This is a genomic window from Nitrospira sp. (assembly GCA_024760545.1).
GTDB lineage: Bacteria > Nitrospirota > Nitrospiria > Nitrospirales > Nitrospiraceae > Nitrospira_D.
The window spans coordinates 1,621,692-1,633,873 of sequence record CP060501.1 but is presented as its reverse complement, the minus strand read 5'-3'; the positions used below and the strand labels follow the sequence as shown (position 1 = coordinate 1,633,873).

7 protein-coding genes are annotated in these 12,182 nt (G+C 53.9%); 3 read left to right on the top strand and 4 right to left on the bottom strand.

What is annotated here, in order from left to right:
* Positions 1–104 precede the first annotated feature (104 nt).
* Positions 105–992, top strand: coding sequence for a hypothetical protein (locus H8K03_07770; protein UVT21783.1), 888 nt, complete (start codon positions 105–107; stop codon positions 990–992).
* Positions 993–1,065: 73 nt separating this feature from the next.
* On the opposite strand, the gene H8K03_07765 is transcribed toward H8K03_07770, so the two are convergent.
* The 4 genes from H8K03_07765 to H8K03_07750 all read right to left on the bottom strand — a co-directional run bounded on the left by H8K03_07765 (position 1,066) and on the right by H8K03_07750 (position 5,309).
* A complete protein-coding gene (locus H8K03_07765; protein UVT21782.1) occupies positions 1,066–1,836 on the bottom strand; it encodes a DUF72 domain-containing protein in 771 nt (256 codons plus the stop codon).
* A 5-nt stretch (positions 1,837–1,841) separates the two neighbouring features.
* Positions 1,842–3,044 carry a hypothetical protein gene (locus tag H8K03_07760; protein UVT21781.1) on the bottom strand — a complete coding sequence of 401 codons (1,203 nt, stop codon included), beginning with the start codon at positions 3,042–3,044 and terminating at the stop codon, positions 1,842–1,844.
* Positions 3,045–3,180: 136 nt separating this feature from the next.
* Positions 3,181–3,534, bottom strand: coding sequence for a PilZ domain-containing protein (locus H8K03_07755; GenBank protein UVT21780.1), 354 nt, complete (start codon positions 3,532–3,534; stop codon positions 3,181–3,183).
* 209 nt (positions 3,535–3,743) lie between these two features.
* Positions 3,744–5,309, bottom strand: a complete 1,566-nt coding sequence (locus tag H8K03_07750) for a hypothetical protein (GenBank protein ID UVT21779.1) — start codon at positions 5,307–5,309, stop codon at positions 3,744–3,746.
* Between the two features lie 1,165 nt (positions 5,310–6,474).
* On the opposite strand from H8K03_07750, the gene H8K03_07745 reads away from it, so the two are divergent.
* Positions 6,475–10,539, top strand: coding sequence for a hypothetical protein (locus H8K03_07745; GenBank protein ID UVT21778.1), 4,065 nt, complete (start codon positions 6,475–6,477; stop codon positions 10,537–10,539).
* A 159-nt stretch (positions 10,540–10,698) separates the two neighbouring features.
* Complete coding sequence (locus H8K03_07740; protein UVT21777.1) at positions 10,699–12,132, top strand: amidohydrolase family protein; 1,434 nt, start codon at positions 10,699–10,701, stop codon at positions 12,130–12,132.
* Positions 12,133–12,182: the final 50 nt, after the last annotated feature.

The following is a 12,182-nucleotide window of genomic DNA, read 5'->3' as shown; positions in this document are numbered from 1 at the left end:
ACTCGCCTCACCGCATTGACCCTCAACGATCGACTGACGGAACTCAGAGTGTGCAACCCACATTCGTTGCAGAACATGGTTGCTTTACTGTAGGAGGACGATGAATGAAAGCGAGAATTTCGGCGATAATTTGTCTCCTCTCTGTTTTCGGCTCTGCGGATCTTACCAGGGCGGAGGATCCCTCCAGCCAACGGATCGCCGATCCCTATGCGATATCGATGAGTGCCGCTCCCCCGACCATGTCCTCCGGGACGATCGAGCCCTATCTGTCTTTTTTCGCGGGCGTCGCAATTCCGCGCAGTGCGGACGCCACGTTTACGGATGGGACCCAGCCGACGGTGGTCAAGGATGTCGACTATCAGACGAAACACTCATTCGGGGGTAACGCGGGGATCTGGTTTCCCACCAGAAACAAGTTGGCGGGGTTCGATCTCGGCTTCGAAATCGCCGGCATGCTGTGGTATGCGGATGTGGCCTGCTGTAAGGACTTTTATAACAATGACCCCACGGGGAATTTTCAACAGGATGGTATCGCCAATCGGGGTACCACGACTGAAGTTAATGGCATCTACGTCGGCCCCAATTTCCTGATTCGCTACCCCCTGGCGATTTCCGAGGCCTATCCCAACGGGCGGTGGTTTCCGTACGTCGGGATCGGCGTGGGCGCGCATCAGATGGCGATGAAGCCAGGTGGACAACGGGCGACGGGTTTTTTCCGCGCCATCACCGAAGAACGGGATACGACGGTTGGGTTTATGGGTGTAGGCGGAATCAAGGCGCATCTCTTCAAGTACGTGGCCGTGTTTGTGGAGGCGAAGTATATCCATGCCCATCACACCGGGCTGACCTCGGATCGGTACGGGAACTCTGGCCAAGCCTTTGGCGATGATCTTATATCGCAAGGGACTCTTGTTGTGAATCGCTATTCATCCAACATCGATACGATCTTCGCGCATGCGGGCATGTCGATTCACTGGGACATCAAGCCATAAGCCTGCAGACGTAACACACTGGTTTGTCACTCAGTGCTAGCGAAAGGCTCAGCCGGCCGGCTCTGGACAACTTCTAGAGCTGGCCGTTGTTTTTCTCCTCCACTGTGTCGGTTGAAGCCCTCGACAGATTCAGAAGTCGTATCAGTGTATCTGCCCAGAGCCAGGGCGAACCTTCGTCTTCGTGCTTGCAGTAAATAAAGCAGTCTTTTCCCTTCTGTGACGCCTCCTGAAGATGTGCCGCCCATCGATTGAGCTGGCTTTCGCTATAGGCGCTTTTTCGAAGCCGCACATACCGAAAGTCTGCCGTGTCTCGATGCTCCGCCTCTCGTTCATCCGTCTCAACTGCTGCCCACGCGATAGCATGTCGGAGAAGGAGTTGTTCGATCTCGTCCGTGTGCCAACTCTCATGGCGAAATTCTATGGCCCACCGATGTGTGGTTGGCAGAGATTCGAGAAACGTCTCCAACCGTCCGTCATCGCGCTTCAAGTTAGGAGGCAGCTGGAGCAGGATCGGACCCAGCTTGCCCATCTCACGAAGCGGTTCGAGTCGTTGAAGCATCGCGTTCAGCGTCGTCAATCCTTCAGGTTTCAGGCGGCGGATGTGTGTGATCTCTCGATGTGCTTTCGGAGCGTAAATAAAATCCGGTGGTGCTATTTGAGACCAGGTCTCTACTGTCTTCTCGGTTGGGAGCCTGTACCAGACACCGTCGAGTTCAACGGTCGAGTACCGAGAAGCATAGTAGCGGAGAAATTCAGCGGGCTTGATATCCGGTGGATAAAACCTGTGTAAACCTTGCCATGCTTTATAGGAATAACCGGACAGGCCGATGGAGATCTTGGGCATACCGATTACTCAACCAAGACCTGCCGTGTCTCGTCAAGATGCTTTTGTAGGTACGCCATGAAGGGCGTGCCGCCTGTTCCCACGGCGGTGGGATTGCTCGTGTGCGATTGGTGCTGGCGATGGATGTAGCTATCGGCATATCCGATATGGATCTCGCGAAACTGCGCGAGAAGTTCGATGCAGATTCGGTAAGCGGCCCAGAGAGCAGGATGTCGGTGCTTTCGATCCCGAACGTAACCGAGGAGCACCGGCCGGCCCAGATCATCGGTGGCTTGCTCCAATGCTTCCAGGAATGCCCGATGACGCGGAGGCATGTACTCACGCATTTCTTGCAGATACAGAGTCAGAAGACCCGGGGCGTGAACGATACCCAGCCCGGCGTCAAGGCAGGGCACGATAGAGCTTTGTGCGCCGGTTTCACCGCGAAATTGCTGCGGGGTACCGTTAAAGGCTGCGACGCCCTGGTATACGAGACCGGATGGCAAGGCAGGACTGTTCTTCCACCCATGGATGTAGGGTCGCACACGCGTATAGTAAACATAGGGATCGCAGCGCTCTTTCATCCTGATCAGCGTATCGCGCATGGCGGTTTGGGCTGTCGCTAGCGATTGAAGGCCCGACAAGACTTCGTCTTCCTTGTCCTCAACTGCGCTTCGCATCGCGAGAAGAAGTCCAGCCAATGCTAAGCCGGCTTGTTGTTCGATTTGGATATGGACAACGACAAACCATTCTTCGTCCTGACCGCCGAGAAAATTCTGTAACAAGACGATGTTATCGAGTTGGATCGGCTTTTCAGGATCGAGCCTTCGCCAGTTGTCGAGGGCATAAGACGCGTACGATAGTACCGGTGGCCGGCCGAGCTTCTGGGCGACCTCAAACCAGGATTGCGCTAATTGGGGGGGTAATATCGGAGCCGGTCGATCCGGAATTTCCCACACATAGGCATGACTTGCGAACGAAAGAATCCGCATCGCGGCCTTATAATGTTCACGTTGCCATGTCTGGGGAATGACTGGGCTCTGCTGAAATTGCTCGTCGATGAATCGCCGAACTGCTCGCGCAACGAGCAGCTTCGGTAATTCCTCACCGACAAAGTTTATCTCAGGAGAGTTAGGAAGGTCCTTAAGAGGATCTTCGGGAAGAAAGCCTCGCTCCGGCGAAATGTCGTAATCGGAGAGATTGAAAGGAAGGTTGTGCATCGATTTCATACCGGCCGCCAATCTTCAAAATCCAGTATCCGCCTTCACTGTACCATGCGGTATGGATTGAATCATGGATTTCTGAGAGGCGGCACGCCGAAATGCGGGATGTTTGTGAGGAGTATTTGGAAGCAAGACTTGATGGTTAGGTCAACGCTGGGAGGAGGTTTTGATCTGTGGCCAGCCCTCCAGTCATCACTCGATCAAGTCGGTGACGGGCGATGGTCGGCAAGCGAATGAACTCCACGCCGAAGGTATTTTCGCGAACCCAGCGGATCTTTCCCAACTCGATAAATAGAGAAGAGGCTGGATCGGGTAAGAGGACGCTCAGTTTAATGTAGCTCCCGGACAGGACTGTCCGATCACAGGTCACTGCACAGCCGGAAAGGGAAAGGTCGGAGACAGTCCCCTCTCCTACAAATGGGGCGCCTCCAAATATCACAGGATATGCCACAGGAAGCCGAGGATGTATTCGCCAGTTGACAGTTGTGTCCACCATTCCAATACCCTCCGTTAGGTACGGAGTCTATCGAGAGGGATGGAATGGGGCCATTCCTCGGAGGAGGGGCCTAAGGGCATACGAAGTAGGCAGTGCAACAATTCCCGCAATGTTCTTGAAAACCAGGAGGACGCTCCGGTCAGTAGCTGGTCAGCCTCCAAGAGAATGCCTCTGTCTCGCACTCACTTGGCAGCCAAGATTCGTCAGTGTTATGGCTTGTTGGGCCCTTCAGCAGGCGAGGGAGGGGGGACTGTCGGAGAAAGTTCCAGACGTTCAATCACATCCTGCTTGAGTTTTGTAGGTTCCTCAATGCGGTTATCTCGTTGTAAGATATTGACTTCTTTAGCTTTTCTGGCGTTCAATTCGATCATATCCGCATCGTCCCGAACAAGATGGGGAGTAAGAAAGACGAGAAGATTAAGCTTCTCAGTTTGGCGAGACTGGGATTTAAACAGCCAACCTAACCAAGGAATATCTCCTAGGAGAGGAATCTTCTTTTCGCTGAGCGTGACGTTATCACGTACCAGCCCTCCAACCACGAGTGTCTGTTTGTCCTGGGCAATCGTTGTTGTTTCCATGGATCGCTTCGTCGTGGTGGGTCCAACGGGGATAGATGCCGTACCAGACCCAATCGTCTGAGCTACATTTTCTGCGATGGCCGTAATCTCTTGCTTGATTTCAAGGCGAATCAAGTCATCTTCAAGCACCTGCGGAGTCAACTCTAACGTCACGCCGACATCTTTTCGTTCAATTGTTACGAGGGTTCCACCGGTGATGCCCTGAGCTTGCCCGGTCGGGAATGGACGATTCTCACCGACGACAATCTTGGCTTTTTGATTGTCGGCGGCGAGGACTTGAGGTGTGGACAGAACATTCGTATCGGTTAGGTTCATCAGTAAGTTTAAGAAGGCTCGGACGTTGATCGTGTTTAACACGGTAACTGCGCCACCGGTGGCCCCGCCCGCAGCAACCCCACTGATGGCCTGGGCCACGGTGGCAAGGTCCTCGGGTGTCCTGTTGAATCCGCCGATTCCCTGCAAAAATCCTGACTTCCCTGCACCCAGAACTTGCGTGGGGTCAGTGCCGATTTGTCGCAGGCGGTCAACCTGAACCTCCAAAATAACTGCCTCCACAAAGACCTGCTTACGCCGTATGTCTAAATCACGAATCACGGTTTGAAGACGACTCCAGGCGGCTTTGGTCGAGCTGATGACGATAGAGTTTGTTGCCTTATCGGCAAACACTTGAACGGGGGCTTCAAATTCCGTCAGGGGCCTGATCGGAGGCCGAACGCCAGGAGTGACTTGTGCAACGGTTTGTGAGCGAGCCACCAGATTTGTCAGCACCGCAGCCAGGTCTGTCGCATTGGCATGTTTGAGCTTATACACAAACACGCCGCGTTCGGGGGGAAGGTCGCCCATCGGCACGATCTGATAGAGGTTTCCTCCTTTGGGGACAACGGCCATGCGGGCTGCTTCTAATGCGGCCACAAACATGTTAAACGCCTGATCTGCGGAAACTTTGCTGGGTGAGAAGACCGAAATCTTCCCCCCTTGTTTCTTGATGGTTTCATCCAACACAAAGTTTTTTCCGGTGAGCTCGCTGATAAAACGAACAAAAACGGGGATATCAACATCGTTGAAATCAAGGGCGACTTTGGTCGATTGAGCTCCTGTTCCTTGCGAAAAAAGATCAGAAGGGAAGACGAAAGGGAATAGGAGGAACAAGGCCAGGCAGATTCCAAATCCCCTGGTCGTTCCCAATGCACGTTTCAAGCTTGAACGATGTAGCACGGTGGTGGTTAGTGATTCCGTGATATCAGCTGAGTCAGATAACAAAGTTTGACCGTATCATAGGCATATCGAATGACACAACCAGGATGCAATTTTTTGAGGGAGGATCTGAGGCAAAACTGCGAATGGAAAGGATTCTTACTCAATGATTGTCTTGCGGATTCTGCCATAGTTCCCGACGACTTGAACGTCTTTTAATGCTCTCCACAGTCCCGGCAACGGCGCACGGGGTGAGGGACAGGCCGGTTTCCATGCTTGTTAATTCCTTCCACAAAATAGCCGATAGGAGAGGTGAAGGGGGCGAGTCCAACGATGGATCCTAGGGCCATACAGGATAAAGTTGCGGCATTTACTCAGCAACTGCTTCATGAGGCGAAGGGTGACCCAATACGCGCCTTGGGGCTCTTGGTCCTCGTTTTGGATGGGGCAGAGCTTCCGTCACCAGATCATGCTTGGCGCCTCATGCTCGAAGTACGCCATGTTCTGATGCCGGACAGCACAAGCGAGCCCCAGATACCTACTCAGCATCTTATCGGGGATGTCTCATGGGAGGGAATTCAACATTGCCTTCGATGTGGAAAGGTTTTGGCCAGAGATTGTCATCAGCGAGAAGAAACGTTTGTTCCAGGGTATATTTTCGAAATTGGGCCACGATTGACCTCTGAACCGTGTGATGACTACCGAGCCTGTACCTAAAACCTTATCCACGCTCTAGGACGGCGATGATGTACCTACAAGTCGGCTCGACGTCTGGAACGCAGACCGAGATCCATTGTTTTGCAGCACTGCGCTTGTATGGTGGCTTCATCATTGATTGATCTGCTTCGTTCGATGTTGTATCCGAAGCCTTGCGCTTCCCTTCTTCACAAAGTCGGGACCGTCCAATAATGGATGGGTGATGCAAATGCATGGAAGAGTCAAGACATAAACCATTAATTTTAAAAAGATTTTCTGCGTGGCTTATTGAAGCCGTAAGGCACCTAGATTGCATTCTCTTCCCAAGTTTGCCTGGGCGAACAGCCAGTTCCGAGAGCTTAGAGTAGCGGATCAGGTCGCCGTTGCAGGCTCCCACAGCGCCGAAATCTGCTAAGGTTGTACTGTGCTGTCGAATAAGAAATCCCCATTAAAAGCGAATAAAACTCAGGCCATGCGCGCTCAAAAGCGCGGTGTGGTCGGCTACAGCAGGAAGACCGCGCTCCTCGAAGAGGCCATCACCCAAATGAACGCCGGGAAATATGGGCGTTCCTCCACTGCTCTCAAAGAATTACTCGCACTCGATCCGCAGAACATGGAGGCAAGGCGGCTTTTTGCCACACTGCATCTTCGACTTGGGAGTCTCATTCCGGCGAGACAGGCCTTTGACTCGCTTATTCACGAAGCCTTTGAACGTCAAGACTACTGGCTTGCGGAATCTCTGCTTCGTGAATACTTAGTGGCAGGTCCTCGATGTGTTCCGTTCTTAGAAAAGCTTGGGGCGCTGTATCAAGAAAAAGGTGATGCCCTCGAGGCCGTAGCCGAGTATGGCAAGGCTGTCGATATCTTGATCGAAGATCCTGATACTGAAAATCCACACCATGTCTCTCAGCTCTATGTAAAAATACGGGAACTCGCTCCCGCGAGTCCCGTGGCGTTCCGTCTCGCGTCTTTGTTTGACGCGCAAACCGGCGAATTGTTGGCTCGCCAGCCTGGCAATACCGGAGAAACCGCCGCCGCACCATCCCTTTCTTCGACGGCAGAGAGTCCGGGCGGTTCGCCCATGCCGGAGCCGGTGACCGGGACCATGCCATGGGATGTTCAGCACTCTCCAGATGCGGCCGGGTTCTCTACCGAAGCAGCCGCCTCAGCTGATTCTCGGTCCATTTCAGACTCGCCTGCGAGTACGGATGATCGTGCATACGTGGGGTTTTCGTTAGTGGGAGACGCATCGCCTTCTGCTCCACCCCTACTACAGCCAGCCGAAATCCGGATCGATGAAGTGCCCCCTGAGGCACCGACTGAAAGTCCAGCTCAGGAATTTAGACTCGCTCGGGATGGAGCGGAAACAAGCAATCCTTCCAGACAGGGTATTTCCGCAGATTCCTCGTCATCTGTTTCGCTATCTGATTCAGTGGGTGAGATCCAGGAAACACAAGCAGAGTCTGATCCAATTGTGCCGGTAGCCGATCCTGCGCCGGCTTATGAGCAAGACAGGTTGCCGGGTGAGTCTCAATCGAAGCCTCCTGCAGATGCTGCCGGTGCATCAATGGTTTCCGTACTGACCGATTCGGTGAATGCACAACAATCTCCGATCAGCACGTCAGTGGATGTTCCACATGATGACAACACACCCTCTCCACGGGTTGAAGGAGTACCTCCGTCCTTGGAGACGGGGCCATTGACTTCAGAACCAATTCAGCCGCAAAAAACTGCGGGATTCTCCAGTCCGCAACCTATCGAGACAGATTCTCACGAGTTGCTTGCGGAAACGCCGTCCGGTATCGGTAACTCCTCAAGCCCGGCACCAGCTTCAGAGAATGAGATCTCAGAGCCTTGGAAGCAGCCGGGATTTTCATGGGCATCGGTATTCAACAGTGCCTGGAATTTCGGAAAGGACGATTCGCCAAAGACCTCTCAGCCAGAGCTTGTACCGGCTAGTGCCGAGGAGGCAACAGCACAAGTTCCGACTGTTTCTTCTCTTCAGGAACCGTTGCTTGAGAATCCATCGGTTGAGATACCGGAAGACAAGCGAGAGCCTTTGCTCGAGGACAAACCGGCTTCTGAATTTACCATTGTGCCGATGCCATGGGATCAAGTTCAGGAATCCGTCATCACGATCCCTCCGGCTCAGACGGATCAGGTGATCGCAGAGAACGTGGAGCCGACGGTAGATCGATCAGCTGAAGTAGCTGAGCAAGACATGGTACCAACGGTTGGCGAAAGCCAACCAGAACCTCTTTCACAAGCTAGTCCTGTTGCAGAAACGGATTCTTTCTCAATAGGTCAAGCTCCACAAGCGCTCGTGTCACCGGAACCGGACATTCCGGCCGGCGATGTGGGGCTTGCTCTAGTCCAAACAGAAGGAGAGCAATCTACTTTCGTAGAGCCTGCGCAACTTGCCGTAGCGGAGGCTCCTGCGATGCAGGAGCCGATCTCGGAAACATCTGTCTCAGAGCCAGTACCGCCGATGTTTGCCGACAAACCGATCGCGGACAATGTGGCGGTCCCTCCGGAAGAACCTCATTCTGAGAGCCCCGATGCGCTCTTGAAAATGGAGGAGGTCCCTACGGTCGCACCCCCGGACTCTCTTCAGGAATCCTCGGTAGAGCCTCCAACGCATTCATTACAACCTGCTGATGAGATCACGGACAAGGATACTGACAAAATTCAATCTTCTCCGTCAGCTCTCAAGAAACAGGCAGCCTGGGAACCGTTACCCGAGAGAGCGGTGTTCCCTCCTGTCACAAAGGAAGCGACCGAGAATCAGCCGCAGGAAAGCCCGCCACAGGAAGCAGCATTTGTTGAAGCGCGAATGCCCATTCCTGAACCGGCGCCTCGTCAAGAAGAATATGTGCGGACCGAAGAAGCGATTCGATTCGTCGAACAGCCTTCCGTCGCTTCGGTTGTGCACGCAGCGTCACCACTATCGGGTCCAGTTGAAGTCGGCCGGCCGATGTCGGCAGCAGCCTCTGCCGTGGACGTGCTCTTCGAATCGAGCCGGAATGTTAGGAAAGCAGAGACGAGAGAACGTCCGGCTGAGCCGAAGCCGAACCGAAAACTCGGCTCGACACTGAGCCGGATCCGTATCGCGATTGCCGGATTTGTCAGCTCATGCTTCTCGACCACGCGTGCCATCGTGACGACGCTGGTGGGCCTCGTGGTGCTTTCCGGGGCGCTTGTCGCGTTGGGAATCGGTGTCGTTGCGGTGACATGGCTCATCATGGAAGAGGCCCCGTCACCGGGATATCACAGTCTCACGACGACTCCCCAGCGAACGCTGTCTGATTACAAAAAGAACGGCTATCTGCTCTTGCTAGGGATCGAGGCGTCGGCAGATCAAGATCCTGTGCAGGCGGGGTTTGATCGGAAGCCCGATGTCAAAAGTGGTGAGACAGCATTGGCCTGTTTTGGGAACTCCGGATCGAAGTCGATGGATGGATCGAATGCATCGGCAAGCGTCATTCGTGGCTGGTTCCGTAGCTCGGACCCCATCAACCAGTTCAAATCTCGTCAGGAGACCATCAAAGGATGGGTCGGTCAGAATCAGCTTGCGCTCAATCGGTATGATCAATGGAAAAAGCTTCCTTTCGAAGATTGGGGCTATGGCCAAACTGTCACGCCCCCATGTGCCGCGATAGTCTTTGCTCACCAGCTCAATCTGGCGGACGGGTTCGTGCAAAGTACAGATGTCGGCGTTGACCGACTTGAAACGGACATGGAAGCGTGGCGTATCGTATTAGGCCAGGCAAAGACCCTTCCAGTGAAAATGCTGGCACTGCAGGCGATCAATGACGACATTGTAGTTGCTTCTGGGCTACTTGTCCGTTCCGATTTCGATGGCAAATACCTCGGACGTGTCACCAAGTTCCTTCGACCGCTTGACCAGGGTGAACTCTCGATGCGCTGGCCGATGCAGAGCGAATTGGTCTCTGCGTCAAAGACATACGACGCACAGTTGAAGGCGGAGAGAGCTGAAGAACAAGCGGCTCACGCAATGGTGGCCTCGGCTCTTCCCTTGCCGAAGCAGCGCCGTCTCAACGACTATGCAGAGTATTACGAAGCCTCTTATAAGGCCGCTGGGGAAGGACGCTATGGCTCCTTACCAAAGTGGAAGGAGTATATCCACTTCCCTGCATCCGGCTTGATGGACTATTTCACCAATCCGATCGAAAACGTTGTGGGTCTTGAACCGCTTGCGCCTTGGGATTTGTACAATGGATTCGTCGTCGACACCGATGCCCATCTTCGGCTTGCCAGTTTACAGGCCTGGCTCCGCCGTGGTCCCGCAGACGGTGATCTTCTCGCTCGTATGGCGAAAGCCGGGCAGAATTTCTATGACCCTTATACAGGGCTGCCGATGCTGGTGAACATGAAGAAAGGTGTGTTCTACAGTGTCGGGCACGACGGGAAAGATCAGGATGCCGATCCACAGTCGGACGTGGTCGTGGGAATCCCCGTTGCTCATTCGACAGTCCCTCCGACGAAATCTTCGACTAGTTCATCCAAGTCCAGATAAAGTCCGTACCTTCTCACAGTCGCTTTTCAACTGTCCTCGAATCGTTTGCTTGACAGCGCTGCCAGTATTCCACACAATCTCCCCGTGCTGTTCAGACGAAGAGGCTCCATGGGGTATCCATCCAACCTATCTTCTTGCCGTCTTTCGATGAAGCAGGGGATGACGTGTCCCACGCCTATTCCTACCCAGATTGTCTCCAATGAAGAGTTTTGTCCTGTTCCTCAGACTAGGGAGCAAGAGGCCGTCGAGCACCTCGCGACAGAGCTGTCCGGAATAGCGGCGGTTCGAGCAGGGTTGACTCGACGAGAGTTTCTGACAACGACTGGGGGAATGGCGGCCGCATTGTTGGCTATGAATGCCGCGTTTGGACGCTTTTTTAACATCACAGAGGTTGAGCTATTCGAGTCGGCGGCATTTGCCGAGCAACAGGGGATGCCCTATTTTATTTTTGACGTGCAAACGCACTACGTGAGTGCCGGCTATGATCCGTCCGACGCCGAGACCAAGCGCAAGGGTGCCGTTTCTAAGCAGGCCCTGGTCTCGTTGAGACGACACATCCGTGAAGCAGGGCTGAATCCAAAGTTGGCAGGGGATCGAGGAACCATCGATGATTTGTCATGGAAAAATTTTGTGAAGGAAGTGTTTCTCGATAGTGAAACCACCCTGGGGTTGATCAGCACGCCGCCCGGGCCTTATCCGCAAGAAGCCGTCGTTCCGCCGAAGGAAATGGCTCATATTCGGGATGAGATCAATCGGTTGGCTGGTTCGCAACGGATGTTGGCGCATGGATTGGCGACTCCGCAACTGGGTACGGCCGATTTGGAATTCATGGCGATGCAGGCTGAAACCCTTAAGGTTGATGCCTGGAAATGCTATACCGGTTCTTGCCCGAAGGGATTCGACCGAGGCTGGTGGATGAACGATGAACACATCGCCTATCCGATGTTGGAACAGGCTCGAAAGCTCGGGGTGAAGCGGGTATGCGTCCACAAGGGATTGCCCCTCGGTCCCATACCGGACTACAACCATCCGAGAGATCTGATCAAAGCGGCCAAAGACTTCCCCGATCTTGACTTTTTGGTGTATCACGCCGGGCTCCGGGGCGTGACATCTGCCGATCAGGTGTTTGCGAAAACAGGCGAGATTCCGTGGACGACAGAATTCTGCCGGATGAAAGAAAAGGAGCCGGGGATCTCGAATATCTATATGGAGTTGGGTTCCACCTTCGCGCAATTGGTGACGACATATCCGCTGATCTGCGCGCATCTGCTTGGACAGACCATCCGCGCATTCGGTGTGGATCACGTGTTGTGGGGGACAGATTCGATTTGGTATGGGACACCGCAATGGCAGATCGAAGCGTTCCGGCGGTTCCAGATCCCCGATCAATTGATCGAGAATCATCACTATCTTCCTTTGACAAGGCAGGTCAAAGAACGGATTTTCGGGTTGAACGCCGCCAAGATTTTCGGTGTCGACGCCGAGGCGAAACGACGTGAGGTGCCGCAGGACGCCTTGGGCCGGCTGAGGATGAGCTATCTGGAAGAGGGACCGAAACCGAGTCAACGAGTCTATGGATGGGTGGTGGGGTGAACGGGCGGATCAGGTCGTGTCTCCTGCTCGCGCACCGCGCACACAGGATT